Origin of the sequence: Phycobacter sedimenti (assembly GCF_038148855.1) — a bacterium.
In the GTDB taxonomy this organism is placed as follows: domain Bacteria; phylum Pseudomonadota; class Alphaproteobacteria; order Rhodobacterales; family Rhodobacteraceae; genus Phycobacter; species Phycobacter sedimenti.
In genome coordinates, this window is the sequence record NZ_JBBVGR010000011.1 from 77356 (window position 1) to 102689 (window position 25334).

At 60.3% G+C, this 25334-nt stretch carries 30 protein-coding genes; 11 read left to right on the forward strand and 19 right to left on the reverse strand.

Translation table 11 applies throughout. The features are described from left to right. Positions 1–58: 58 nt before the first annotated feature. The 6 genes from AADA15_RS18065 to AADA15_RS18090 all read left to right on the forward strand — a co-directional run bounded on the left by AADA15_RS18065 (position 59) and on the right by AADA15_RS18090 (position 6809). The gene (locus tag AADA15_RS18065) at positions 59–1630 is read left to right on the forward strand and encodes a phytoene desaturase family protein (protein ID WP_341642960.1); all 1572 of its coding nucleotides are present in this window, start codon (positions 59–61) and stop codon (positions 1628–1630) included. 43 nt (positions 1631–1673) lie between these two features. Then, positions 1674–3200 (forward strand): ABC transporter substrate-binding protein, encoded by a 1527-nt coding sequence (locus AADA15_RS18070; protein WP_341642961.1) that lies wholly within the window; start codon positions 1674–1676, stop codon positions 3198–3200. Between the two features lie 88 nt (positions 3201–3288). Then, complete coding sequence (locus AADA15_RS18075) at positions 3289–4299, forward strand: ABC transporter permease (protein WP_341642962.1); 1011 nt, start codon at positions 3289–3291, stop codon at positions 4297–4299. Next, positions 4292–5140: an ABC transporter permease gene (locus AADA15_RS18080; protein WP_341642963.1), complete on the forward strand. Its 849-nt coding sequence runs from the start codon at positions 4292–4294 to the stop codon at positions 5138–5140. Before AADA15_RS18075 ends, AADA15_RS18080 begins: the two co-directional genes overlap by 8 nt. Then, the gene (locus AADA15_RS18085) at positions 5137–6009 is read left to right on the forward strand and encodes an ABC transporter ATP-binding protein (protein ID WP_341642964.1); all 873 of its coding nucleotides are present in this window, start codon (positions 5137–5139) and stop codon (positions 6007–6009) included. The genes AADA15_RS18080 and AADA15_RS18085 overlap by 4 nt, the downstream gene beginning before the upstream one ends. Beyond that, a complete protein-coding gene (locus tag AADA15_RS18090) occupies positions 6006–6809 on the forward strand; it encodes an ATP-binding cassette domain-containing protein (protein ID WP_341642965.1) in 804 nt (267 codons plus the stop codon). Before AADA15_RS18085 ends, AADA15_RS18090 begins: the two co-directional genes overlap by 4 nt. A gap of 63 nt (positions 6810–6872) precedes the next feature. Here AADA15_RS18090 and AADA15_RS18095 read toward each other — a convergent pair whose 3' ends face one another. Both AADA15_RS18095 and AADA15_RS18100 read right to left on the reverse strand, forming a co-directional pair. Then, a complete protein-coding gene (locus AADA15_RS18095; RefSeq protein WP_341642966.1) occupies positions 6873–7262 on the reverse strand; it encodes a DUF5071 domain-containing protein in 390 nt (129 codons plus the stop codon). A 130-nt stretch (positions 7263–7392) separates the two neighbouring features. Next, positions 7393–8832 carry an aldehyde dehydrogenase family protein gene (locus AADA15_RS18100; protein ID WP_341642967.1) on the reverse strand — a complete coding sequence of 480 codons (1440 nt, stop codon included), beginning with the start codon at positions 8830–8832 and terminating at the stop codon, positions 7393–7395. Between the two features lie 287 nt (positions 8833–9119). Here AADA15_RS18100 and AADA15_RS18105 point away from each other — a divergent pair, with 287 nt between their 5' ends. After that, entirely contained in the window at positions 9120–9773 is a 654-nt protein-coding gene (locus tag AADA15_RS18105) for a peroxiredoxin (RefSeq protein WP_341642968.1), read from the forward strand. A gap of 49 nt (positions 9774–9822) precedes the next feature. Here AADA15_RS18105 and AADA15_RS18110 read toward each other — a convergent pair whose 3' ends face one another. Further along, positions 9823–10335: a P-loop nucleotide/nucleoside kinase family protein gene (locus tag AADA15_RS18110; protein WP_341642969.1), complete on the reverse strand. Its 513-nt coding sequence runs from the start codon at positions 10333–10335 to the stop codon at positions 9823–9825. A 186-nt stretch (positions 10336–10521) separates the two neighbouring features. Beyond that, positions 10522–11235, reverse strand: coding sequence for a glycosyltransferase family 25 protein (locus tag AADA15_RS18115; RefSeq protein WP_341642970.1), 714 nt, complete (start codon positions 11233–11235; stop codon positions 10522–10524). A gap of 95 nt (positions 11236–11330) precedes the next feature. On the opposite strand from AADA15_RS18115, the gene AADA15_RS18120 reads away from it, so the two are divergent. Continuing rightward, positions 11331–11891, forward strand: a complete 561-nt coding sequence (locus AADA15_RS18120) for an NYN domain-containing protein (protein ID WP_341642971.1) — start codon at positions 11331–11333, stop codon at positions 11889–11891. Positions 11892–11962: 71 nt separating this feature from the next. Here AADA15_RS18120 and pnp read toward each other — a convergent pair whose 3' ends face one another. Both pnp and AADA15_RS18130 read right to left on the reverse strand, forming a co-directional pair. Next, a complete protein-coding gene (pnp, locus tag AADA15_RS18125; protein ID WP_341642972.1) occupies positions 11963–14104 on the reverse strand; it encodes a polyribonucleotide nucleotidyltransferase in 2142 nt (713 codons plus the stop codon). A gap of 219 nt (positions 14105–14323) precedes the next feature. Then, a complete protein-coding gene (locus AADA15_RS18130; RefSeq protein ID WP_341642973.1) occupies positions 14324–14590 on the reverse strand; it encodes a DUF6525 family protein in 267 nt (88 codons plus the stop codon). Between the two features lie 167 nt (positions 14591–14757). Here AADA15_RS18130 and AADA15_RS18135 point away from each other — a divergent pair, with 167 nt between their 5' ends. Further along, on the forward strand, positions 14758–15138 hold the full coding sequence (locus AADA15_RS18135; protein WP_192965050.1) for a CZB domain-containing protein: 381 nt from the start codon (positions 14758–14760) through the stop codon (positions 15136–15138). Between the two features lie 182 nt (positions 15139–15320). On the opposite strand, the gene AADA15_RS18140 is transcribed toward AADA15_RS18135, so the two are convergent. From AADA15_RS18140 to rbfA, 10 genes are all read right to left on the reverse strand, one after another. Continuing rightward, the gene (locus AADA15_RS18140; RefSeq protein WP_341642974.1) at positions 15321–15503 is read right to left on the reverse strand and encodes a hypothetical protein; all 183 of its coding nucleotides are present in this window, start codon (positions 15501–15503) and stop codon (positions 15321–15323) included. Between the two features lie 101 nt (positions 15504–15604). Beyond that, the gene (locus AADA15_RS18145; protein ID WP_341642975.1) at positions 15605–15988 is read right to left on the reverse strand and encodes a DUF982 domain-containing protein; all 384 of its coding nucleotides are present in this window, start codon (positions 15986–15988) and stop codon (positions 15605–15607) included. A 2-nt stretch (positions 15989–15990) separates the two neighbouring features. Continuing rightward, positions 15991–16197 (reverse strand): cold-shock protein, encoded by a 207-nt coding sequence (locus tag AADA15_RS18150; RefSeq protein ID WP_341642976.1) that lies wholly within the window; start codon positions 16195–16197, stop codon positions 15991–15993. A 281-nt stretch (positions 16198–16478) separates the two neighbouring features. Beyond that, positions 16479–16748 carry a 30S ribosomal protein S15 gene (gene rpsO / locus AADA15_RS18155; protein ID WP_019295116.1) on the reverse strand — a complete coding sequence of 90 codons (270 nt, stop codon included), beginning with the start codon at positions 16746–16748 and terminating at the stop codon, positions 16479–16481. Positions 16749–16919: 171 nt separating this feature from the next. After that, positions 16920–18122, reverse strand: coding sequence for a GTP-binding protein (locus AADA15_RS18160; protein WP_341642977.1), 1203 nt, complete (start codon positions 18120–18122; stop codon positions 16920–16922). Between the two features lie 126 nt (positions 18123–18248). After that, on the reverse strand, positions 18249–19277 hold the full coding sequence (locus tag AADA15_RS18165) for a calcium-binding protein (protein WP_341642978.1): 1029 nt from the start codon (positions 19275–19277) through the stop codon (positions 18249–18251). A 125-nt stretch (positions 19278–19402) separates the two neighbouring features. Then, positions 19403–19909, reverse strand: coding sequence for a DUF1643 domain-containing protein (locus tag AADA15_RS18170; RefSeq protein ID WP_341642979.1), 507 nt, complete (start codon positions 19907–19909; stop codon positions 19403–19405). A gap of 44 nt (positions 19910–19953) precedes the next feature. After that, the gene (gene truB / locus AADA15_RS18175) at positions 19954–20862 is read right to left on the reverse strand and encodes a tRNA pseudouridine(55) synthase TruB (RefSeq protein ID WP_341642980.1); all 909 of its coding nucleotides are present in this window, start codon (positions 20860–20862) and stop codon (positions 19954–19956) included. 84 nt (positions 20863–20946) lie between these two features. Further along, positions 20947–21684, reverse strand: coding sequence for a phosphodiester glycosidase family protein (locus AADA15_RS18180; RefSeq protein WP_341643033.1), 738 nt, complete (start codon positions 21682–21684; stop codon positions 20947–20949). Beyond that, positions 21684–22079 carry a 30S ribosome-binding factor RbfA gene (gene rbfA, locus AADA15_RS18185; RefSeq protein WP_341642981.1) on the reverse strand — a complete coding sequence of 132 codons (396 nt, stop codon included), beginning with the start codon at positions 22077–22079 and terminating at the stop codon, positions 21684–21686. The genes AADA15_RS18180 and rbfA overlap by 1 nt, the downstream gene beginning before the upstream one ends. A gap of 106 nt (positions 22080–22185) precedes the next feature. On the opposite strand from rbfA, the gene dapB reads away from it, so the two are divergent. Together dapB and AADA15_RS18195 are read left to right on the forward strand one after the other, a co-directional pair. Continuing rightward, on the forward strand, positions 22186–22995 hold the full coding sequence (gene dapB, locus AADA15_RS18190) for a 4-hydroxy-tetrahydrodipicolinate reductase (RefSeq protein WP_341642982.1): 810 nt from the start codon (positions 22186–22188) through the stop codon (positions 22993–22995). Positions 22996–23117: 122 nt separating this feature from the next. Further along, positions 23118–23705: a hypothetical protein gene (locus AADA15_RS18195; RefSeq protein ID WP_341642983.1), complete on the forward strand. Its 588-nt coding sequence runs from the start codon at positions 23118–23120 to the stop codon at positions 23703–23705. A gap of 112 nt (positions 23706–23817) precedes the next feature. On the opposite strand, the gene AADA15_RS18200 is transcribed toward AADA15_RS18195, so the two are convergent. The 3 genes from AADA15_RS18200 to AADA15_RS18210 form a co-directional block, all read right to left on the reverse strand. Then, the gene (locus AADA15_RS18200) at positions 23818–24135 is read right to left on the reverse strand and encodes an NIPSNAP family protein (protein ID WP_341642984.1); all 318 of its coding nucleotides are present in this window, start codon (positions 24133–24135) and stop codon (positions 23818–23820) included. A gap of 38 nt (positions 24136–24173) precedes the next feature. Beyond that, entirely contained in the window at positions 24174–24773 is a 600-nt protein-coding gene (locus AADA15_RS18205; protein ID WP_341642985.1) for a hypothetical protein, read from the reverse strand. Between the two features lie 317 nt (positions 24774–25090). Beyond that, complete coding sequence (locus AADA15_RS18210; RefSeq protein WP_341642986.1) at positions 25091–25291, reverse strand: DUF1674 domain-containing protein; 201 nt, start codon at positions 25289–25291, stop codon at positions 25091–25093. Between the last annotated feature and the right edge of the window lie 43 nt (positions 25292–25334).

The following is a 25334-nucleotide window of genomic DNA, read 5'->3' on the forward strand; positions in this document are numbered from 1 at the left end:
CTAGACATATTTAAATGCATTTGCAAATATCAATATGTGAAGGATAAAGGAATCTGCCATGTCATCGGCGCCGGATGCAGTCATTGTAGGAAGCGGTCACAATTCACTGGCCTGCGCTGCGCATCTTGCTGCAAAGGGGTGGCGTGTGGCGGTCTATGAACGGGCCGAAGTTCCGGGCGGGGCCGTGAAGACGGGCGAGTACACGCTTCCCGGCTTTCGCCACGATTGGGCGGCTATGAACCTGTCGCTTTTTGCAGGGTCAGTATTTCATCAGAAATATGCCGAGGAGTTGGCGGGGCATGGGCTAGGGTTTGCACCTGCGACGGAGTGTTTCGCCTCGGTTTTTCCCGATCAGACCTGGCTGGGAATCGGGGCGGACGCCGCTGCAAATGTCGCGCGGATCGAGGGTGAAAATGCCGCTGACGCCAAAGCCTGGGAGGCTCTGAGTGCGCAGTTCCCAGCGCGTGCTGAAACTTTGTTCGCTCTTCTTGGAAGTCCGATCAATAAACGTGCATTTGCATATTTAGGGTGGAAGATCTGGCGCAAGATGGGTGCTGCGGGCCTGATGGATCTGGGGCAATTCCTCGTCTCATCCCCACGCAGCTGGCTGGAGGAGACGTTTCAGTCGCCCAAGGTGCGCGCGCTGCTGGCGGCCTGGGGCATGCATCTGGATTTTGCCCCCGATGCGGCGGGCGGCGCCCTGTTTCCCTATCTCGAAGGGCAGGTCAATCAGGCCTTTGGCATGGTGCTGGGGCAGGGCGGCGCCGACGGCATGATCAAGGCGATGGTGGCCATGATCGAATCGCGTGGCGGATCTGTGACCTGTGGCACCGAAGTCTCGCGGATCCTCCACTCTGGCGGGCGCGCCATGGGGATCGAGCTGGCCGATGGAACCCAGGTGCAGGCGAAACGGGCGGTCATTGCTAATGTGGCCCCTGCCGCGATGCTGCGGCTGACCGGCGGCACGCCGGACAAACGGTATGATCGCGGGCTGGAAAGCTTCTCCCACGCGCCGGGAACCATGATGATCCACCTCGCGATGGCGGATCTGCCAGATTGGGCGGCGGGTGCGGATCTGAAACGCTTTGCCTATGTGCACATGGCGCCGAGCCTGGATCAGATGGCGCGCACCTATGCCCAGGCCAAGGCGGGGCTGCTGCCGGACGAGCCGATTATCGTCTGCGGTCAGCCCACTGCCGTGGATCCCAGTCGTGCGCCAGAGGGCAAGCATGTTCTATGGCTGCAGGTCCGCATGGTGCCCGGACAGATCAAGGGTGATGCCGCCGGAAAGATCACCGCAACCGACTGGCGCGATGCGGCGCAGCCGATGGCAGAGCGCGCGCTCGATATCCTTGAAACCTATGCACCCGGCACAAGGGCAAAGATCCTTGGCCAGCATATCGTGACTCCCGCCATGCTGGAGGCCGACAATCCCAACCTGGTGGGCGGGGATCAGGTCTGCGGCAGTCACCATCTGAACCAGCATTTCATGTTCCGGCCCCTGCGCGGGTTCGCTGACGGCTCTACCCCCATTCGTGATCTCTATCACACCGGGGCGGCGGTCTGGCCAGGCGCGGGAACCGGAGCCGGAGCGGGATACCTGCTCGGGCAAAAACTGGCTGGCGCCTAACAAACACAACATGCCGGTCTTCCAACCAACAGGGAAACGCAAAATGAAACTCACAAGACGCACATTATTACAAAGTACCGCCGCCAGTGTGGCCCTTGCGGGCGCCAGCTTGCCCAGCTTTGCCGCCGGGATCGAGGAGCTGGTGATTGCCTATAACGTCAACCTGCCCAGTTGGGATCCCACGGTGGGGCCTTCGGCGGTGAATCCGACCATCCAAGGCATCTACCAGTCGGTCTTTGATCTGTTCATCCCTCAGAACCCGGACCTGTCCTTCGGGTCGGGTATTCTGACGGGCTATGGCTGGAGTGAGGACAAGACCAAGATCTGGATGGATGTGCGCGAAGGGGTGACCTGGCACAATGGCGATCCCCTGACGCCCGAGGACGTGGCCTGGTCGCTGGAGCGCGCGGGCAATCCTGAGACCGGCAATCCGATCCAGTTCATCTGGGGGAAGATCGGCAACTACGCCATCGAGGGCAACCGGGTGACGGCGGATGTGCTGGCCTATGAGCCGACGATCTTCAAATGGATGAGCTTCCTCACCGGCTATATTCTGCCCAAGACCTACTATGAGTCTGTCGGCGCAGACGGGTTCGAATCCGCGCCCGTGGGCACCGGCCCCTATATGGTCGAAAAGTTTGAGCGCAACGCATTCGTGCGCCTCAAGGCGAATGAAAACTACTGGGGCGGCGCGCCCGAGTTCAAATCCGTCACCATCAAGTTCGTGACTGATGCTGCCAGCCGCGTGGCCGAGGTGGAGTCGGGCAACGCCCATGTGACGCTCGAAATGCCCTACGAGGAGTTCGACCGCCTGAAGGAGAAGTCCGGCATCATGGGCACCGCCGCGCCGGTCTCTGATATAGGCATGATCTTCATCAACGATGTGGACGTGATGAAGGATCCCAATGTGCGCATGGCCATGGCCCATGCCATAGACAAGCAGCTGATCATCGACCGCCTGCTGTCGGGCTATGGCGTGGCCATCGACACGCTTCAAACGCCGGATTATTCCGCCTATGATGCCTCGATCAAGGTTGCCTATGACCCTGAAAAGGCCAAGGAACTGCTGGCGGCTTCGGGCTTTGGGCCGGACAACCCGGTCAAGTTCACCATCCAGACCACCCGTGGCTTCAAGCCGAAGGATTATGAGATCATCCAGGCCATCGTCGGCCTCTGGCGCCGGGTCGGGATTGAGGCGGAGATCGAAGTCTACGAGATCGCCAAACACTATGAGCTGCGCGCGGCCGACACCCTTGCCCCTGCGGCCTTCTACAACTGGGGCAACTCGATTGGTGATCCCACCACCTCGACCGGATTTGCCATGTTCGGCCCCTCGCCGCATTCGGTCTGGGACGGCGAGGATCTGATGCAGAAGATCCTGCCGCTGTGGGGTGAAGCGGATGAGGCCAAGCGGATCGATGGCTGGAAAGAGGTTGACCGCTTCATCGCGGCCAATGCGCTGGTCATCCCGCTGCTGCAATACGTGCAGCCGATCCTGCACAGCGAGCAGGTCAAGGTCGTTCCACATGCCTCCGGGGCGCTTCTGCCCCACCTGATGACGCGGGCCTGATCCCCGCTTCACTTGGCGGCGGGGGCGGAGTGATTGCGCCGACCCCCGCCGCCCTTTTTGGCATCTCTTGCAAGAGTGAAGGACAGACATGCAGATCCTGCGCAGAATGATCGCGCGGCTGGCGGCCACGGCTGTGACGCTGGTCGGGGTGGCGGTCATCGTCTTTGTGGTCATCCGCGTGGTGCCGGGCAATCCGATTGCCATGATGCTGCCGCCGGGGGCCACCGAGGCGGATATCCAGCGACTACAAGAGCTATACGGCCTCGACAAATCCATCCCTGAGCAGTTCCTGATCTGGGCAGGCGGGGTCCTTCAGGGGGATTTCGGCACTTCGATTTCGCTGCGCCAGCCGGTTGCGAATCTGGTTCTGGGCCGCCTGCCTGCCACGCTTGAACTCTCGGTAATGGCGCTGGTGATTGCGGTGATCCTTGGCGGAGCCATGGCGCTGACGGCGACGCTCTATCGCGGTACACGCATTGAAGGCGCCATTGATGTGACTGGCGGAATGGCCCTGTCGGTGCCGGATTTCCTATGGGGGCTTGTGCTGATCCTGCTGTTCGGCGTGCTCTGGCCGCTGTTTCACATTTCGGGGCGCATCTCGCCTTCTCTGGGGTTTGAGTTTCAGTCGAACTTCTACCTCTGGGAAAGTTTCGTCCGCCTGCGGTTCGATGTCTGGGCCGATATCGTCGCCCATATGTTCATGCCCGCATTGGCACTGGCGATCCCGCTGGCGGCGATCATCTCGCAGCTTCTGAAGCAATCGCTGAAAGAAACCATGCATCTGGATTATGTGACCCTAGCGCGGACCAAGGGGTATTCGGAGACCAGCATCATCACCCGAGAGGCGCTGCCCAATGCGATCCTGCCGACGCTGACGCTGGTGGGCGTGCAGTTCACCTTTCTGATTGGTGGCACAGTGATTGTGGAGCGGCTGTTCTCTTACGAAGGGCTTGGCAACATGGCCATCGACGCTGTGATCAACCGTGATCTGCCGCTCATTCAGGGGATCGTGATCCTGTTCGCCCTGATTTTCACCGTGGTCAATCTGGTCGTCGACATGACCTATGCCGCCCTGAACCCGAGGCTGCGCCATGCGTGATACCAGAGCACACACCCGCAAACCCGGCCTGCGCCTCTGGCTGTCGGGGGGCTGGATCACCGTTCTTGTGCTGGCCGCCCTGCTGGCCCCTTGGATCAGCCCGCATGACCCCTTGGCGCAAGACCTGTTCGCGGGCCGCATGCCGCCCTTCTGGCAGGCGGGCGCTGATCCCAATTACTGGCTGGGCACCGACTCCCTTGGCCGCGATGTGCTTAGCCGCATCCTGCATGGTGCGCGCCTTGCCCTGACAGTGGCTCTGATCGCCGGGGTGCTGACTTGCCTTATTGGCGCCACGCTGGGGCTGATCGCCGGCTATTACGGCGGCTGGGCGGATCTGGTGATCTCGCGCCTTGTGGACATCTGGATGGCCTTCCCGCCGGTGCTATTCGCGATCCTGCTGATCGCGGTTCTCGGGACCGGCATGACCTCGATCATCATCGCCATCGTGGTGATAGACTGGACGCGCTTCGCCCGCGTGATCCGGGCCGAGGCGATGACCCAGTCCAAGATGGATTATGTCGCTTCTGCGCAGGTGGTGGGGCGTACCCGGTTTGGCACCGCCCTGACCGAGATCCTGCCCAATGTGCTGCCCACCATCGTCGCCCTTCTGACGCTGGAAATGGGCATCGCGGTCATCGTCGAGGCGATCCTCAGTTTCGTGAATCTCTCGATCTCCACCGATGCGCCCACCTGGGGTGGCATGATCGCCGAGGGGCGCACCTCGGTGCATCAGGCCTGGTGGGTGTTGGTCTTCCCGCTGGTGGCGCTGTTCTTCACCGTTCTCAGCTTCTCGCAATTGGGCGAGGGGCTGAAGGACCATTTCGATCCGGTGCTGCGATGAGCTTCCTTTCCATCCAAGACCTGACCGTGCGGCTCAGGGGCACTCTGCCGATCCTGCGCCATGTCTCCATCGACGTGGCGGCGGGCGAGGTCCGCGCCCTGGTTGGCGAAAGCGGGGCAGGCAAATCCATGATCGGCAAATCGGTGCTGGGCACCCTGCCGCAGGCGCTGGGCATCACGGGCGGGCGGATCATCCTTGATGGTGAGGATCTGGAACAGCTTTCCCCCCGTGCCCGTCGCCAAAGGATCGGCGCCAAGGTCGCCTTGATCCCTCAGGATCCCCTGACTGCGCTCAACCCTTCGCGTCGGGTGGGGCCGCAGATCACCAACCGGCTGGTGGATATCCTTGGCTGGTCGCGCAAGGCCGCAAATGCCCGGGCGCTGGAGCTTTTGGCAGAGGTCCACATCCCCGATCCCGCCCGCGCCATGCGCGCCTATCCGCACGAGCTGTCGGGAGGGATGCGGCAGCGGATCCTCATCGCCTCGGCCTTTGCGGCTGAGCCAAAGCTGATCATCGCGGACGAGCCGACGACCGCGCTGGATGTGACCGTGCAGAAACAGATCCTGCGGCTGATCTCGGAGATGCAGCAGCGCCATGGCACCGCGCTCTTGTTCGTGACCCATGATCTGGGCGTGGTCTCCAAGGTCTGCCAGACGATGAGCGTGCTTTATTCCGGCAAGGTGGTGGAGGACACGGATGTGCGCGATTTCTTCGCCAGCCCCGGCCATCCCTATTCGGCGGCCCTGCTGGCGGCGACGCCGAAATACACCGACCCGGACGGCAGCCTGACCCCTGTGCCCGATGCGGTGATCCGCGCGGTAGAAGAAGAGGTCGCCGCCTTTGACCGCCAACTGGAGGGCGCGGCATGAGCGACGTGATCTATGACGTGAAGGATCTGCGGCTCAGCTTTCCCGATATGTCGCGCAAGCCGATCCTTGGCCCTGCGCCCCGGATCGAGATCCTGAAAGGGCTGACCTTTCAGATCCCCAAGGGCGAGGTCTTAGGCATCGTTGGCGGCTCTGGCTCGGGCAAATCCACGCTGGGGCGGGCGCTGATCCGCCTGATCGAGCCGGACAGCGGCCGGATTTCATTTGAAGGGACAGACATCACCCATATGGGCGAGGAGGATCTGCGGCCCCTGCGGCGGCGGTTCCAGATGATCTTTCAGGATCCCCTGTCCTCGCTCAACCCGCGCCGCCGGGTGGGCGGGATCATCGCCGGGCCTTTGCGCCTGCAGGGGCTGGACGGCATCGACGCCCGCGTGGCCGAGGCGCTGGATATGGTCGGGCTGCCGCGCAGCTTTGCCAGCCGCTACCCGCATGAGCTGTCGGGCGGGCAGCGTCAGCGCGTCGGCATCGCCCGCGCCATCGCCCTGCGCCCGGATTTCATTCTGGCGGATGAGATCGTGTCGGGCTTGGATGTCTCAAGCCAGGCGCAGGTGCTGAATCTGCTTGAAGAGCTGGTGCGCGAGTTGGGCCTGACGCTGGCCTTCATCAGCCACGACCTGTCGGTGATCCGCCGCCTGTGCAGCCGTATTCTGGTGCTCTACCAGGGCGAAATCGTCGAGAACGCAGCGACGGCAGATCTGTTCGCCGCGCCCACAGCACCCTACACGCAGGAGCTGCTGTCCGCGATCCCGCTGCCAGACCCGGATCAGGTTTGGGTGTGAGGGGGAGGCGATGTCTGCAAGTCTTGTTGGTCAGCTATGCAGGACAAACCTGCCGTTACCTGACTACACCAAATGCTCGTGCACAACTTCTTGGGCTACGCCATCCACTCCGGCACGCTTTTCACCTTCGCTCGGGCTGTGAGCTAAACGCAGAAGCTCATCTTGCAGATCGCAGATCACTTCTGGAGAGGATCGTGCGACCACAAGAACTATTATCGCCCATTTCCACTCCTGGTCCTGTCCGGCCAGTATCTTCCTAATATGGGGCACAATTTCTGTTCCGGCGTATTGCATGATAGATGCAATAGGCTCGGCCACCGGCCAGTTCGCGTCTTGAAGCCATTCCAGCAAATCTGGGATGGCCTCGTTGAGAGACGGAAAACCTAATTCCCCTGCCCGGTCCGTGGCAGGCACATCATATTTGTCTTTGGGAATACAGTTTTGAATGCTCATTTCTCGAAGGTAGCTATTAGATACGATGGCTACAATGGCCTCAAAGCAGACCAACGCAATTTGCAAATATCGCCAAGGAAAAGCCGCCCCGGAATCAGGGCGGCTTCTGCAACTCCAAGAGGACTAAAAATCAGTCGGTGGACCAGCCGCCGACGGCCTTGATTTCCAGGAAATCCTCGATCCCGAAGATGCCGCCTTCGCGGCCGTTGCCGGACTGTTTCATGCCGCCAAAGGGCGCGCCGGGGGAACGGGATTTGCCGTTCATCTCGACCATGCCAGAGCGCAGCACGCGGGCCATGCGGTTGGCCCTCGCGCCGTCCTGAGTCTGCACGTAGTTGGTCAGACCATAGGGGGTGTCATTGGCGATCTCGACGGCTTCCTCTTCGGTCTCGAACGGGATGATCGACAGGACCGGGCCAAAGATCTCTTCGCGGGCGATGGTCATCTGGTTGTTCACATCGGCAAAGACGGTCGGTTTGACATAGAAACCCTTGTTCAGACCATCCGGGCGGCCGGTGCCACCGGCGACAAGGCGGGCGCCTTCGTCGATACCCTTCTGGATCAGGTCCTGGATCTTGTTCCACTGGCTCTCGTTCACCACGGGGCCCATGTGGCGGCCTTCCTGCGATGCGGGGCCAACGGTGACCTTGGAAGCAACTTCGGCAGCTGTGGCAACGGCCTGATCGTAGATGCCTTTCTGGACCAGCATCCGCGAGGGCGCATTACAGCTTTGGCCGGTGTTGTTCATCATGTGCAGCACGCCGCGCTTGACCGCCTTTTCGTCGGCATCGTCAAAGATCACATTAGCGCCCTTGCCGCCCAGCTCCAAGTGCACCTTTTTCAGGGTGTCGGCAGCGGATTTGGAGATCGCGGTGCCCGCGCGGGTCGAGCCGGTGAAGGAGACCATGTCCACATCCGGGTGCGCAGACAGTTGAGAGCCGACGCCCACGCCATCGCCGTTCACCAGGTTGAAGACACCGGCGGGGAAGCCAGCCTCATCCATCATCTCGGCAAAGATCATCGCATCAAGCGGGCTTTCCTCGGACGGTTTCAGCACCATGGTGCAGCCCGCGATGGCCGCCGCGCCCACCTTGAGGGTGATCTGGTTCATCGGCCAGTTCCAGGGTGTGATCAGGGCGGCGACGCCGACCGCCTCGTAGATGATCCGATCGTTCGGGAAGCGATCGCTAAGGGGGCGTTCGAACTCAAAATCCTTGGCAGCGCGTACAAAGTTCTTGAGGTGATAGATGCCCGCGCCCACCTGCTCGGTGCGGGACATGTCGATTGGGGCGCCCATTTCAGTGGACATGGCCAGCGCCAGATCTTCGCTGCGGGTCTTGTAGATCTCGATCAGCTTTTCGACCAGCGCGATGCGCTCTTCCACCGGGGTGGCCATCCAGCCGGGCAGGGCCGCCTTGGCGGCGGCAACGGCGGCGTTGGTGTCCGTCTCGCTGCCGAGGGAAATCACCGCGCAGGGCTCTTCTGTGGAGGGATCGATGACCAGGTGGTCCTTTGCGGTCGCCGGGGCAACCCACTGGCCATTGATGTAAAAGTCGCGTTTCTCGATCATGTCCGGATCTCCCAAAAATCAGACGTTTCGCCGGGTCGTTGCCGACGCTTTCGCGCGCCACTGTGTCACCGCATTGACCTATGGGCAAGACCGGAGGTGAAAAATTTGATCAAATTATTCACCGGGTAAATCTGTCCCGAAAATACAGATTTTCCTTTTTGTCGCAGGGAATTGGCGCTTTTCTGCTGGTCTTGTCACATCAGGGGTTTAACCTGCGCCGCGATTGATTACCTTGCGTAGCAAGATACGTATTGAAATCTGAATGTGAATGCGAAAAGGAGACCGACATGGGTTTGCGCATCAACGATGTGGTTCCGAATTTCACCGCCGAGACCGATCAGGGCACCATCACCTTCCACGACTGGATCGGGGACAGCTGGGCGATCCTGTTTTCCCACCCCAAGGACTTTACCCCGGTCTGCACCACCGAGTTCGGCGCCGTGGCGCAGCTGGCCGATGAATGGGCCAAGCGCAACACCAAGGTGATCGGTGTCTCCGTCGACGGTGTCGAGGACCACAAGAAGTGGAAAGGTGACATCGAGACCTATGCCAAGACGGCAGCGGGCTTCCCGATCATCGCGGACGAAGGTCTGGCGGTCTCCAAGGCTTTTGACATGCTGCCCGCCGAAGCTTACCTGCCCGATGGCCGCACCCCAGCCGACAGCGCCACCGTGCGGTCTGTCTTCATCATCGGCCCGGACAAGCAGCTGAAACTGTCGATGACCTACCCGATGTCGGTGGGCCGCAACTTTGCCGAGATCCTGCGCGCGCTGGACGGTCTGCAAATGGCGACCGGCAATGGCGTTGCCACCCCCGCGAACTGGGTGCCGGGCGAAGACGTGATCATTCCGCCGACCGTGTCGAACGAAGACGCCAAGGCGAAGTTCGGCGAGTTCGAGACCATCTTCCCCTACCTGCGCAAGACCAAGGCGCCGGAATAAGCCGAAAGGCTGTTTTGAAGTTCAACAAGGGGGCCGTTTGGCCCCTTTGTCATTTCGGGGGAGTCGCTTCGGGTGCGGTGTGAAACACGATGTTGAACCCCTCCTGCGGCGTGGGCAGCACGAAGTGTTTCGAGAACTGGTGAAACTGATCTTCGGTTGCCGAAAAGGGATGGGCGCCCTCAGCATTGCGGGCTTTCAGACGGGTAAGGCAGACCTCATCTGGAACATCGAGTACATGCAGCTGATGGGCCGCACTGGTGTTGTCCAGAAGGCTGCGCATCCATCCGCGATGCTGGGTTGTGTTGGCAGAAAAATCAAGCACCACCGAGACGCCTGCATTGAGCAGCTCAATGACATGGGGCGCGATGGTCTCACGCAGTTTCCCCGTGCAGCTCAGGTAGTCGGCGCCTGAGGTGATTTTACCGGGATAGAGGGTGCTCAGCCACTCGTCCTCGGCGATCAGCACCGCGTTGTCCTGGCGTTTCAGGTATTGCGCCAGAGTGGATTTTCCTGAGGCGATCTTGCCGCACAGTATGTGCAGCACGGGATGTGTTTGGGACATTGTTGAAAACCTTGAAAAGCGCAAAGCATGCAGAGAAGGAGCGCATAGAATATTCAGAATTCGACCACCCGGCCCGACGACGATCAGGCCGGGACAGTAATTCGCGCGTGGCGCAGTCTGGTGGGGTTCTGAACAAAGGGTTTCATGGCAGAATACGTCGCACAGCCCTGCACAGAAGTCTACGGATCACGCTTTTTGCGGGCGGGTCGAGACCTGGGCTCGGTAGAGCGCGCGTTTGAATTCACGGGTCAGTTTGCTGCCGCGTTTCTTTTTCTGAATGGTTGAACCGCCCAGTTCCTCGGTCAGTTCGCTGACACCGGTTTGCAGGATCGTGTGGATCCTTTGACCGTGGATCCAATGCATTTGCAAGAAGGTATCAACGGGCCGGTCGATGGTGGTACTGGCGGCCAAAAGGGTCGCCGCTGCATTGCGCCCCACCACCTGCGCCACGGTCTGAAGGCCGATCACGCGGGGCAGGATTAGCTTGGCCGCGCCGTTTTGATCAAGGATCGCGGCGGGGCTTTCGCGGCGTTTGGCGGGCAGGCGGATGAAACTGTCCGCATCGGCATGGGCCGCGATCAGCGACAGTGCCGCCTGCCAGGGTTCCGGCTCCAGCGCCAGATCATCCTCGACGATCAGCGCGTAGTCCCAGCCCTCATCGACGACCCGCTGCCAGCACTGGCGGTGCGACAGGAAGCAGCCGACCTCACCCGGGGACAGGGGGAAAGGGTAGCCGGGATTGTGCAAATCGCCGTTGCGTGTCGGGTGCAAACGATGGCTGACCGCCTCCCGGCCATTCACGGCCTCGGCAATCTCTGCCTGCGGCAGCGAATAAAGCAGGTGCTCTACATTGGCCGCCCGTTTGCTACTGCCGGACATATGGATAATTAGGCTGTGCATACCGAAAATCCTTAAACCGCTTTGCGTACCGAAGGAAGCTCGTCGTTGCCGCAAAGCCTGATTGACTTGGGGGGTGCCGGACGTAAAGTCGCGCTATGCGTGTTCAGTTTGTTCTGTTTGCTATTTCGACCGTCGCGACCGTGGTTGCTATAGTGGCGCCCGGATTGCAGGATCTATTATTGCTCACCGTGCCATGTGTGCTGGCAAGTCTGATCCTTTTGTTCCTCGCCCTGTTTTCCCGGAGGCGGGTATCTGACACGCCGCGGCCAGTTGTCCTGGATGGCTCCAACGTCATGCATTGGCAAGACGGTGTGCCGCGGCTGGAAACTGTTGAAAAGGTCCTGTCCAATCTGAAAAAGAAGGGATATTCGCCAGGAGTGATCTTTGATGCCAATGCCGGGTATCTCTTGTCCGGCAGCTACATGCACGATGGCAGTTTTGCCAAGGCGTTGGGCCTTCCGCGTGATCGGGTCATGGTTGTGCCAAAAGGTACGCCCGCCGATCCTGCAATCCTGACGGCGGCCCGGGATCTGGGCGCGCGCATAGTGACCAATGACCGCTACCGGGACTGGGTCGGGGAACATCCTGAACTCAGTCGGCCGGGTCATTTGATTCGCGGCGTTTTCCAGGGTGGAAAGCTGTCGCTTGATTTGTGAGGGCGCAGGCAGAATGAAAAAGGCCCCGCCGTTGCCAGCGGGGCCTTTCCATTTCTAGACGAGGCTGCGGATCAGTCCGCGGCTTCTTCTTTCTTTTCAGGCGCGGCGGGCTCACCGGTTTCCTGATCGACCACTTTCATCGACAGACGCACCTTGCCACGGTCGTCAAAGCCCAGAAGCTTGACCCAGACCTCCTGGCCTTCCTTCAGCACGTCCGAAGGATGGTTCAGGCGGCGGTTCTCGATCTGGCTGACGTGCACCAGGCCGTCGCGCTTGCCAAAGAAGTTCACGAAGGCGCCGAAATCGACGATCTTCACGACCTTGCCTTTGTAGATTGCACCTTCTTCCGGCTCTGCCACGATCGCGTGGATCATGTCATAGGCCTTCTGGATGGCTTCACCGTTGGAAGAGGCGATCTTGATCACGCCGTCGTCGTTGATGTCGACCTTGGCACCCGAGGTTTCCACGATCTCGCGGATGACCTTGCCGCCCGAACCGATCACTTCGCGGATCTTGTCGGTGGGGATGTTCATGGTCTCGATGCGCGGTGCGTGTGCCGAGAAGCCCTTGGCTTCGGTCAGTGACTTGCCCATCTCGCCGAGGATGTGCAGACGGCCTGCCTTGGCCTGCTCCAGGGCCTTTTCCATGATCTCGGGCGTGATGCCTGCGACCTTGATGTCCATCTGCAGCGAGGTGATCCCGTTCTCGGTACCCGCAACCTTGAAGTCCATGTCGCCAAGGTGGTCTTCGTCACCCAGAATGTCCGACAGGATCGCGTAGGAGCCGTCATCTTCGAGGATCAGACCCATCGCAACGCCGGCCACCGGTGCCTTCAGCGGAACACCCGCGTCCATCATCGACAGGGAGCCACCGCAGACCGACGCCATCGAGGAGGAGCCGTTCGATTCGGTGATCTCGGACACCACGCGGATGGTGTAGGGGAAGTCGGTTGCCGCGGGAAGGACCGCCTGCAGCGCACGCCATGCCAGCTTGCCGTGGCCGATTTCGCGGCGACCGGGCGAGCCCACGCGGCCCACTTCACCAACCGAGTAGGGCGGGAAGTTGTAGTGCAGCAGGAAGTTCGATTTGAAGTTGCCGTGCAGCGCGTCGATGAACTGCTCGTCATCGCCGGTGCCCAGCGTGGTCACGACCAGACCCTGGGTTTCACCGCGGGTGAACAGGGCAGAGCCGTGGGTGCGCGGCAGGAAGCCGGTCTCGCAGACGATGTCGCGGATCTCGTCGGTCTTGCGACCGTCGATACGCTTGCCGGTTTTCACCACGTCGCCGCGCAGGATGCTGGCTTCGAGCTTCTTCAGGGCAGAGCCGAGGTTCTCGTCCGCAAGCTGCTCTTCGCTGAGGGCTGCCTTGATCGCTTCGCGTGCGGCGGCAACAGCGGCGGTGCGCTCCTGCTTGTCGGTGATCGCGAAGGCGGCGCGCATCTGCTCTTCGCCTGCCGCTTTGACGGCTGCGTACAGATCGGAGTAGTCCGGCGCGGCAAAGTCGAAAGGCTCTTTGGCGGCGTCTTCGGCCAGTGCGATGATCAGGTCGATCACAGGCTGGATCTGCTCGTGGGCAAAGTTTACGGCGCCCAGCATTTCTGCTTCGGTCAGCTCGTAAGCTTCGGATTCCACCATCATCACGGCATTTTTGGTGCCGGCCACAACCAGATCGAGGCGCTGCTCGGGGTTGGTGCGCAGGTCCTGCATATCGTCGACGGTCGGGTTCAGGACGTATTCGCCATCCTCGAAACCGACACGGGCACCGGCGATCGGACCCATGAAGGGGGCGCCGGAAATGGTCAGTGCGGCAGAGGCGGCGATCATCGCGACGATGTCGGGGTCATTGACCAGATCGTGGCTCAGCACGGTGCACATCACCAGCACTTCGTTCTTGAAGCCGGGCACGAACAGCGGGCGGATCGGACGGTCGATCAGACGCGCGGTCAGGGTTTCCTTCTCGGTGGGACGGGCCTCACGCTTGAAGAAGCCGCCGGGGACCTTGCCCGCGGCGTAGTATTTTTCCTGGTAGTGGACGGTCAGGGGAAAGAAGTCCTGGCCGGGTTTCTGCTGTTTGGCAAAGGTGACGTTTGCCATAACCGAGGTTTCGCCCAGGGTGGCAATCACAGAGCCGTCTGCCTGGCGGGCAACCTTGCCGGTTTCCAGTGTGAGCGTTTCCTCGCCCCACTGCATCGATTTCTTCGTAACGTTGAACATATCAGCATCCTAAGTGGGAGCTCTCCCAGGCGTATCCCGGGTCTCCCGTTGTCATGGCGGCCCCATTGCCGCCGGCCCCCTTGTATCTTTCTTTCGAGCGCCGGGGCCATGGCGCAACGTCTCAGATGCCCGGCCCTTACATCACTTTGGGCCGGATTGAAAGGAAAAGCACCGCAAGCGGCTGAGATAAAGGAGGGTTTGGTCTATGCGGGGCTGCACCTACCGGTCACAGATCTGCTGGTCCCGGGCGAGCATGGCGGCCTCCACCGCTGCCAGCCGCGCCGTGGCCTCGGCGTCTGAGCCGCCACGTTGCTTAACCTTCTGCCAGATGGCACGACAAGAGCGCGGCGACCAGGGCAATGCCGCGTCCTGCATCCAGGCCCGAAGGTCCGGTGGCAAGCGATCATAGGCCGCCATCGGATCCTCAGAGCGTTTCCGGATGGGCAGGCTGGTTGTACCAAGATTGCGGCGATGCATGCGGGGCATGGGAGTTCCATAGGACGGCATTGTCGGAGCATGTAATAACATATCATATCGTGCTGGCAACACATCTTAGTTTTTACAAATCAAGGTTTTATGATGCAGTAGGGCCGTTAACGCATCAGCAATCATTTGGTGTCATGACTTACTAATCGATTCTGAGAGAGATGCGCATGTCAAACAATGAAATGGTCGAACAAGTACAAAACGCCATTCGGGCTCATGGTGCTTGGAAACTCCGGCTGAAAACTGCGATTGCAACAGGCACCAGCACGCTGAGCGTGGATCAGGTTGCCAGGGATGATTGTTGCGACTTCGGGAAGTGGCTTTACTCCAATAAGATTACACCGACCACGAAGAACGGCGTACCTTATCAGGTCATCAAACGACTTCACAGCGAATTTCACCAGTGCGCTGGCAGCGTCCTGAAGGAAGCGACCACAGGAAAACGGGAAACCGCCACCCAACTCCTCGATGGATCATTCACCGACAAGAGCAACACTCTGGTCAGAGCGCTTGGGAAATGGAAAGGCGAACTTCAGGCCGGCCAGTAGGCGCCGCCTAACTGACAGCCGCTCCGGGAAAGCCCTATCGGAGCGGCTGTGGCAGTGACAAAAAACGGTTGCGGACACAAAGAACATCCGCAAAATTGTCAGGTGTTCGGGCCACGCTTGAAAAACAAGGTCTGCGCCAACCCACTGACCAAATTAAGGTTGCCGACGTCCGCTGAGGCAGGCTATCCCTTGCCCTCCTGAACTTGGTACTGAAGACGAGCACGTCTCAGGCGTTCGGTCTTCCTGCGCCGTATCTCACTCTCATCCTCCAGGATCTCGCGCGCGGCACGAGTTGTCTTGTCCATCGCGGTTTCCTTGGGTGGCACTCCGGCCTTCTCCAGATCTTTGATCGTAAGCTTTTGCATTATCTCAATCCTTCGGTAAGGGGGGAGTGGCGACAGGCGCAGGGCGAGCCGGAAGGTCGTCCTAGTGGCGCTTTCGGGAGCGGGAAGATGATGCTTGCGCTTCAGGCGGCAACGGGATGTTCCGCTTGTAGACCGGCGGTCTTGACTGCTGCCAGGAAAGCTGCGCGCGCGGCGTCGACCGGTGCAAGGCAGTCCATGACAGCGTCGATCTGCTCAAGCGCCTGATCCCGTCTGCGATCTGAAACCGGCCAGGCCTTTTTCAGCACATGGTGGGCTTGTTCGATTGTCGTGATTTTCTTTGTCCGTCCCTCTGAGGGCAGGAAAATGGTCATGGGAGAACCCCAGGTGATTTCTATCAAGTGTCGTCTTTCGATCATTGTAAAGTATAGCCGCTGGCTGATGATACTCGCAGCAGCAAGGGGCGAGGGCAGGAGAAACGATGCCCTCGACCAGTATTTCCAGCCCGTTCTGCCGGGCCGTTTCAAGCTTACGCCAGAGCGATGTTGCTTGCGGACTCGCGACCGTCACGACCGCTTTCGAGGTCGAAGGTCACGGCCTGACCATCGTCAAGCTGCTGAATTCCGGCGCGTTCAAGAGCGGAAATATGAACAAAAACGTCCCGCGATCCTTGCTCGGGAGCAATGAAACCAAAACCTTTTTGAGTGTTGAACCATTTCACGGTGCCATTGGCCATCGTGTCGTCTCCATAATAAATGCCATCCGCAACACGCGATGACCCGGCCCAGTGTCGACATAGGAACAACTGGGGCCGTTAGGAAACAGAAGGTCGTAGGAAGAAGCTTTGCCCAATACACATGGGGCATTCCATCCGAGATTGTAAGGGGAAAGGACAAATATCCTGAAACTAATTTGTCACCTCAGTCTGGCGCGGATCTTTTGGGGCATCAATCAGCTCCAACAAAAAACGCCCGCTCCTTTCGGAACGGGCGTGTGCATCTGGATGCAATGTCGCGCTTAGCGGCGGATGCCGAGGCGCTTGATCAGGTCCTGGTAACGGGCCTCATCTTTGCCTTTGGTGTAGTCCAGCAGCTTACGACGCTGAGCAACCATCTTCAGCAGACCACGACGACCGTGGTTGTCTTTCTTGTGGGTCTTGAAGTGCTCGGTCAGGGTGTTGATACGCGAGGTCAGAATGGCAACCTGAACTTCGGGCGAACCGGTGTCGCCTTCCTTGGTTGCGAATTCTTTCATCAGGCGTGCTTTTTCTTCAGCAGTGATCGACATCGGGGTCTCCTTCATAAGGTTAGAGTGGATGGCGCAGGCCGGGATGTCGTCCAGCACAGGCCCATGGAGAGATCCGCCATGATTCCACGGCAGATGCGGGCGTATAGGCGGTTTCTTGGCAAAAAGCAAAGGCGATGTTCATTGAATTGCCTTTTCGCCTTGGCGATGGCCTCAAGCCCTGCGCCAGCCTGGAAACGGGTCTGGCAGGTCGGTCAGCCCTGAAAGCGCCTCGGCATCGGGGACATCCATCAGGCAGGCTTCCAGCTGGGATTTCAGACGCGGCCAGTCGATCCCGCTTCCGATAAAGACCAGCTCCTGCCTGCGATCTCCGAAAGGCTCCTGCCAATGCTCTGTCAGATAGGCCTGCGCCTGGGCGTGGGTCGGCCTGCGATCTTCGGGGACGGTCGCCCACCAGGTGCCGAGCGGGGCCACGCTGGACAGGGCCCCGGCCAGGGAGAATTCCGCCACCCAATCGGGGCGGGTTGCGATCCAGAAATGCCCCTTGGCCCGGATCACACCGGGAAGGTCCGCATTCAGAACCCGGTGGATGGCGGCCGGATCAAAAGGCTGCCTGGCGCGAAAGACGAAGGACTGGATGCCATATTCGTCGCTTTCGGGGGTGTGATCGGCAAATCCATACAGTTCTTTTGCCCACATGGGGTGTTCGTGGGCGGTTTCGAAACTGAACAGGCCTGTGTCGAGGATGTCGCCCGCCTTCACCTGGCTGTGATCAACCTCGATGATGCGGGCATCGGCGTTGAGGCTGCGAATGATCTTTCGCGCTGCGTCGACCTTGGCAGGGCCTGCGTCCGAAACCTTGTTCAGCACCACCACATCTGCAAATTCCATCTGGTCGGTCAAAAGGTGCACCAGGCTGCGGGTGTCTTCGTTCCCGAGGGTCTCACCGCGGTCTGACAGCTGGTCGTGGCTCGAGAAATCATCCGGCAGGTTCACCGCATCAACCAGCGTCACCATGGTGTCCAGCCGAGCCACATCCGACAGGCTGGCACCGGTTTCGTCGCGAAATTCGAAGGTGGTCGCGACTGGAAGCGGTTCCGAAATCCCGGTGGATTCGATCAGGAGGTAGTCATAACGTCCGGCCTCTGAGAGACGGCGCACCTCTTTGAGCAGATCGTCGCGCAGGGTGCAGCAGATGCAGCCATTCGAAAGTTCGACAAGGGTCTCATCTGTTTGGCTCAGCTCTGCCGACCCCGCGCGCACGAGATCCGCATCGATATTCACTTCGGACATGTCGTTGACGATGACCGCAACGCGGCGACCATCGCGGTTGTTCAGGACCCGGTTCAGCAAAGTGGTCTTACCGGCGCCCAGAAAGCCGGACAGAACAGTGACAGGAAGGCGGGGATCGGACATGGGTGTCTCCGTGATTGTAATGTTATGACATAACATTCACATCGGATCGAGAAAGGCAAGATCTCCCGCCTTTCTTCTGCTCCCCGGTCATCGCTGTGATGCCAGTTTGCCGCGTCAATGGGCACCTCAGGCCTGGGACAGGGTTGGGAAGGCCGGGTCGTCGGTACGCATCAATTGGATGTCGGCGGCGCTGAGTGGTGCCGCACCGCTGATCCGCAGGGCCTCTGCCCCGTCCAGACGAATGATCTGTTCCTCCGGATTGTCTGGGTCCTGTTCCACCGAGACTACCGGCTCTGGTCCATCGTCCGGCTCCCAAAGAACCATGAGCTGGTCCTCATCAGGGTCATAGTCTCCCAGATCGACGGCTTCCTGATCGTCCTGCAGAAGGCCGATGCCATGGCTGAACACAATGTGATCGGCGCCCTCGCCAGCCGTGACGATGTCTCCTGCACCTGCAACGAGGGTATCTTCCCCATCGCCCCCGTTCAGGAAGTCACTGGTTCCGCCATCGTCCGCGCCCCAGACAAGGTCATTACCAACACCGCCAAACAGCGTGTCTACATCGGCGCCCCCGGCGAGCGTGTCATTGCCATCGTTCCCGTGCAGGGCATCATTGCCCCAGCCACCGCTCAGCTGGTCGTCGCCTTGCCCGCCGTGGGCGATGTCGTCTGCCCCGCCGCCATCGAGCGTGTCGTTTCCGAAATGCCCGTAGAGGCTGTCATCGCCCGCATCGCCGGACAGGGAATCGTTTCCGTCCTCTCCATGCAGAAGGTCGCGCCCTTCCCCACCGAACAAGGTGTCTTCCCCAAGATCCCCATAAAGGGTGTCGTGGCCGTCATCCCCTGACAGCACATCGTCGCCTCCATAGCCGTTCAACTGGTCGTCATTTCCCAAGCCGGACAGGAGATCTCCAAAATCGCTGCCCGACAGCAGATCCACATCGTCTCCGCCGGTCAGGGTCAGGCCATCCTGGGGGCCGTCATCGGGATCAGACTTGTCCGGGTCAATGATCTCCGAGACCGGAACAATCTCGGGTCCACTCTCGTCACCGGCAAGGGGCTCATTGCTTTCGGCTTCATCCCCGTCGTCGCCAAAATCAACGAATATTGCGCTGCCGACGGCAACAAGGCCCAATACGCCGACCAACCAGAACATGGTCTCACTCTCCACTCCACGGAAGACACATCTGTGTCAGCAAAAGGATCGCATGCTTTCCCGCGGTGAGCAAAACAAATAGGGAACATCGGTTAATGAGGTGCAAACAGGAAGGAGGGCCAGGGCTATGCCCATTCCAGCGGCTGTTGCGTGTAGGAAATATAGAGAGGGTGCTTCGGGTGGCCGTGTTTGCTGAGGCCGAGATGAAACAAGGGCCGTCCGGTGGCCCGTAGGGCGGCTTCGATACGCGGGCCTTGCTCCCGGTGGGTACCATGAGTGCCCCAGGCGCAAATGATCTGATCCGCCCACTCCGCGCCGGACAGGATCGCCGCCTCATTCTCTGGCCCCTCGGGATCCTTGGCCGCGCGCATCACGCGCGGATCGGTGGCGCGGATGGCAAAGATATTGGTGGCGCGGAAACCGCCGAATCCCAGCGCCCGCGCCCGCCGCTCGCAGCGTTCGATGGTGGGGTCGTTCTGCACCTCGGTCGCGGTCGAGGGGTTCAGCATCACGAACATCACCTTTTTGCCGCCCGGATCCCAGACGCGGGTCAGGCTGTAGCGATAGGTCTTGCAATCGGAATAGACGGCAGTGGAGGGGGCATCGCCCTTGATGTGGCTGCGGGTGATCATGGGGCAGGGATGCCACGCCGCCCCCAAAGGGGCAAGCGCAGGCGTCAGAGGTTGAATACACGGTTCGGGTGCAGCTCGCCCGCCTTGTAGATGCCCACGGCGACCGCTTTGCCCTCGAACGAGGCCCAGGCTTCATCGCCGTATTCCACGTCTGAGGCCAGCACCATGCCGGGATTGCCGTTGCGCAGTTTGGCGGCGCCCTCGGGGGTGCATTTCAGCTCAGGCAGGTCGGCCAGACCTTCCTCCAGCGGGCGCAGGTGGGTGTCCAGCTCGGGCGTGCGCTCCATCCGCAGGATCGCTTCCAGCGTGAGACCATCGGCGGCATCAAACGGCCCGGACCAGATCCGGCGCAGTTCTTTGACGTGGCCATGACAGCCAAGTGCCGCGCCCAGATCGCGCGCGATCGACCGCACATAGCCACCCTTGCCGCAGGTCATCTCCAGCACCACGTGATCGGCGTCAAGGCGGTCCACCAGCACCAGTTCCTCGACCCACAAGGGCCGGGCGGCGATCTCGAAATCCTCGTCGCCGTCGCGGGCCAGCTTATAGGCGCGCTGCCCGTCGATTTTCACGGCCGAGAATTTCGGCGGCACCTGCATGATCTCACCGATGAACTGGCCAAGTGCTGCCTTGATCTCCTCGTCCGAGGGGCGCGCGTCACTGCTGGCGATCACTTCGCCCTCGGCGTCATCCGTATTGGTGGCCTGCCCCAGCCGCACGGTGAAAGTATAGGCCTTCAGCGCATCAGTGATATAGGGAACCGTCTTGGTCGCCTCGCCCAGGGCCACGGCCAGAACGCCCGTTGCCTCGGGATCGAGCGTACCCGCATGGCCGGCCTTCTTGGCCTCCAGCGCCCAGCGCACCTTGTTCACGACTGCGGTCGAGGTCAGCCCCGCGGGCTTGTCCACCACCAGCCAGCCGGAAATATCGCGCCCCTTGCGTTTGCGTACCATGCCTGTTCCCCATGATGTCTTGCTGAGGCGCGCGGGGTAGCGGATCGGATGGAAGCTGTCAATTGCCGCTCAGGGCGGGGGGTGCTATTCCACCACGCCCACCACGGGCCCCATGGCAAAACCCGCATCCGAACGCCCCAGCTGGGGCGCGTGCAGCCGTGAGATATTGCCGTCAAAGTACAGCGCATTGGGCAGCTTTAGGTGGTCCCGGAACAGGCTGCCGAACTGGTGGAAGGTCACCGCATTGCGCGAGATGACAAAGACCGCGCGCTGTCCGTCCGCCGAGGTGCCAACCCCGTTTCGCACATAGTAGGAGGTGGAGTCGGGCAGGAAGCGCGGGTGCAGCGCGCCGTCGATCACCAGCATCGGCCCCGATTGGGTGGCATCGCGGCAGGTCTTCCCCCGATGCCGGAAGGTCAGCGTCTCGATCACATCGGCGCGGCTGTCGTTGATGCAGAAGACACCGTTCGGAAGCAGGCCGAAATTGCCGGGACCTGCATTTGGGATCAGTCGCATCTCCTGCTGGCCGTCTTCCACATAGAGGCCAACCGGAGAGCGGTCCGCGTGATACATCCCGGCATTGGTGGCAAAGGCGAGGCTTTTTCCATCCTGTGCCAGCGCTGCCTCGATGGGGGCGAAATGGCCATAGGGCTTTCCATCCGCATTGCGCAGGAACAGGCGCAACTCTTCACGGCCCGCATCCACCTCGCAGATGGTGTAGCGGTTGCCGTCATAGCTGTCGTTGCGACATTCGACAGCGGCGGCGGCACTGACCCAGAGGCCCGCCAAAAGGGCAGCGCAGATGGACGCCGCCCGAAAGATCACTCTTCGATATCGCGGCGCACCGCGTCCTGACTCAGCATCCGGCGGGTGTCATCCATCTGGTCGAAGGTCTGATCCAGCTGGAACCGCAGATCGGGTGTGAACTTCAACCCCAGCTTCTTGCCCACTGCGCGGCGCAGCTCGCTCTTGTTGCGGGCCAAGAGCTTCAGCACGTCCTCCTGCCCCTTGCCACCCAGCGGCAGCACATAGGCGGTGGCGATCTTCAGATCGGGTGAGGTGCGCACCTCACCGACCGTGATCGACATGCGGTTCAGCTCGGGGTCATGCACATCGCCCCGCGCCAGCACTTCGGACAGAGAGCGGCGGATCAGCTCGCCGACGCGCAGCTGACGTTGAGAGGGGCCGGGGCCATCGTGGAATTTGTTCTTTGCCATGGGTTCGATCTATGCCGAAAGCAGCCCTTTGCCAAGACACGTCCAAAAGGGTAGGACAAAAGCCGCTATGGATTGAAGCGCCAGCTTGGGAAAAGGATCAGGCCAAATGACTCATAAACCGGGTATCGTGATCACCGGAGCCTCTGGCCGGATGGGGCAGATGCTGATCAAGACCGTGCTGGACAGCGACAAGGCCACGCTGGTCGGCGCGGTGGAGCGCAGCGGCCATGACTGGGTTGGCCGCGATGTGGGTGAGGCGATGGGCGGCACACAGCTTGGCGTCACTGTCACCGATGACGCGCTGGAGGCTTTTTCCAAGGCGCAGGCGGTCATTGATTTCACCGCCCCCGAGGCCACACTGGAATTTGCCGCGCTTGCCGCGCAGGCTCGCGCCGTGCATGTGATCGGCACCACCGGCATGACCGATGAACAGATCGCCCGGCTGGAGCCTGCCTCCCGCCACGCGGTGATCGTGCGCGCCGGAAACATGTCGCTGGGCGTGAACCTTCTGGTGCAGCTGACCAAAAAGGTCGCCGCCGCCCTGGACGAGGATTTCGACATCGAGGTGATCGAAGCGCACCACCACCACAAGGTCGATGCGCCTTCTGGCACCGCGCTGATGCTGGGCGAGGCAGCCGCCGAAGGGCGCGGGGTCAATCTGGCGGATGTCTCGGACCGGGGCCGCGACGGGATCACCGGTGCGCGCAAACGCGGCGATATCGGCTTCACCGCCATTCGCGGCGGTGACATCGTGGGCGAACACGACGTCTTGTTCGCCGGTGCAGGTGAACGGATCGTATTGCGCCACATGGCCACTGATCGCGCACTCTTTGCCCGCGGCGCGCTGAAAGCGGCGCTTTGGGGGCAGGACAAATCCCCGGGCGAATACGACATGATCGACGTTCTGGGGCTTTGACGCCGGTCTGAACCTGCGGCGTGGTCAGGCCATGAGGTAGCAACATCACAAGGCTGTCGCCGTTATTACACCTTCACAGTTTTTGAGAAATCAGATTGCGAACAAAAGGGCTGGAGAAAACTATGGTTTTTTCATGGAAGTATTTGAACGCCTTCTGCACATCTTTGTGTGTGTATTGCGGCTTGTTTACAAGTGCCCTGCATGCAGAGGGGCAGGTTCGTGTGCGTTTGTTTTCGTCCCCGCCAAGTTTGATGGAATACCTGTTTCGCCTTGATGAGAACGAAGTCTTCTCCCGGGAGCCGGGGTGGGTCGCGACCGAGGATGTTGACTTGTTCGTTGTCTTTACGTCTGACTTCCAGGATCAGGATTTCGTACCAAAAATCCTAGTTCCCGCGATTCAAGTTTTGGCCAAGCAGTCGGAGGCGTTCATCAGAGGGAATCAGTTTGTTTCAGGAGTGATTTTGAAGGAGGCGTATGGGGATGAATGGCCTCTTTCTGGCAAAAGCGACTTTATGTTCTTTCAAGTTCAACAGATGAAGACGGAACTGGGCCGATCTACGGCGACTCCCGGATTTTCAAGTTCCGAAAGAAATAGGTTTGACGTGTGTATGATGGCCGGTCTGGTATTGAATAACTATGACCAACGTTTCTCCGTCCGGCGTGCTTCTATTACGGGAGCTTGCGCGGGACTAATTTTGGCCGATAGGTGATTTTTGATGTTTGAAGAGCAAGGAATGAGGGGAAAGGCCTTTTCAGGCGGTTCTGTGAACCTTAGCTGATCGTGAACCATCGATTCGAAGCCTGCCGAACCCGGTCAAGAACCTAACTCAGCTCTTCAAACCCTTCGGTTGCCTCGGCGACTGAGGCTTCGAAGTGTTCGATCATCGGCATGACGATCGGCTCCACTTCCTTTTCCCAGACAGGGCCGTCATAGAAGGCGGCCTTGATCCGCTCGCGCTCTTCCATCGATGGGAAGGCGCGCAGCCAATGCACCACGTCGGGATCCTCAAGATCGCGCATCGGGCCAAAGACCAGCATACCAGCCGCGCGCAGGGTCGGGCGGTTCACGGTCTCGAAAAACCGGATGAAGTCTTCTCGCTTGCCGGGTTTCAGGCGGTAGCGGCGGATTTCAAAGATCATGTCGCCTCTCCCATGTCAGGCTGGTTAGCGCGATTTTGCTAATCGCAGTTCGCCGTCATGTAACCCAGCATGCTCTGAGCCAGCCGTTTGGCACCCTCTTCCGAGGCCGCCGCAAACTGAAGCCTTGGCGGAAATGCGATGAGGCCCGTCAGCAGCGTGTCGGCCCTAGGGGTCTCTGAGAGATACAAAAGCGTCAGCGCGTAATTCGTGAATGCGGCGTCTGCCATCAGTTCTTGGGCAAGCGCGTGGAACTTTGGCGCATCCTCGTGGGGGGTCACCGGCGGGGGAGCTTCACCCTCCTGCGAAATCTTCACCATGCTGGACAGCCTGAAGGTCAACTGACTGTTTGGTTGCTCAAGCATCTTTTGCAGGGCCTGTCGTTGCTTGGCTTGGTCCGCATGCATTTCAAGAGGAGTGTGGGTGATCTGGCCGCCGGAATTGGGCAGCATGATCAAAGTCCCCTGTTCCTTGGGCGGCATGCTTTCACGCGCGCGCTGGACCAGCGCCTCGGCCTGCAAAAGCGTATCTTGCGAAATCGGTTTCGTCTCAAGGGTCAGCACTGCGCGATTGCCGGTGGTCGGGCGAATATTGGCGCGATCAGGCCGGAACAGGGACAGATCGGCCTCTACGCGGGACATTGAAAACTGGGCCGTTCCATCCCTGGCCTGGCTGGTGCCTTGGATCTGCGTTTTTGCGTCTAGGGAGAAATGGCACCCTGACAGGGCAACTTCTATCTCTTGGTCGTCTGGCAGCGTTTTGCGAATTTCCGCCAGAACGTCATCAGCTGAGGGAGAGCTGTCCCGGAGAAAAAAGTACCAGCCGCCCGCAGCAACAGCGCAGAGGAAAAGGCCGAGCAAGCCAATTGATTTCATGGAAAAGATCTTTCGGTTTGAACTGTTTTGCCCTGCGCGGCAGTTTGCCCGCCGGGTGGTGGCCACCATATGATAGGCGGGGCTCAGAAATCGATGGCGATGCCTTTTTTCTCCCAATCGCCATAACGCGCCGGGTCGGGGCCGTCGCGCCCGCCCAATTCCTTGGGCAGCGGGGCCTTTTCGGCGGCGGCCTTGCGGCGTTCCTCTGCCTCAGCCAGGGCGCGCTGGGCGGCGGGGGGCAGGTCTTTTGGCGCGGGGGCCTTCGGTGTGGTCTCGTCGCTCATCGCGGGTTCCTTTATGCTTTGGCCATGATATACGCCCCTGTCC